Annotated in this window: 1 protein-coding gene; it reads right to left on the bottom strand. The window is 47.0% G+C overall.

Translation table 11 applies throughout. The features are described 5' to 3' along the window. On the bottom strand, window positions 1-200 hold a 200-nt coding region (locus tag AC1D0P_RS30885), incomplete at its 3' end, for a hypothetical protein (protein ID WP_477680214.1). Window positions 201-406: the final 206 nt, after the last annotated feature.

The raw sequence follows: 406 nt of genomic DNA, 5'->3' as shown, positions 1-406 counted from the left end.
GTGTAGGGATAGTGGGGAGTTTGTTGAACGCATAGATCATGCATTGATGTCCAGCCAAATAATGCTTGGCGGAGCGAGCCTTGCTCTATGAACCTGGCTACCTGTTCGATTCCCTTGACCGCCGACGAGAAATTCTCATCTGGACAGCATTCTTGTAAATGGTGAAAATATTCAACAATTGAATGCCATTGCTGAATCATGTCCCTAGTCCGTGGTTTATCATGTTCGAATGGTGAGACCGTGTTGCGCTAAGCTACTAAATCTTCGATAAATTCGAAGCCCTGCGCTGTAACCACCCAGTCAATCCAAGCCACTGGATCACGCTGAATTCCCTCAAAACCATACTCCCGTGCTCCGTCATCTACCGATGCGAACTCCGCACTCTCAACATACATTTCCTTAAACC

Source organism: Polaromonas sp. P1_G2, assembly GCF_056405515.1.
The sequence above is the reverse complement of the archived record's forward strand: the minus strand, read 5'-3'. Positions and strand labels throughout refer to the sequence as shown.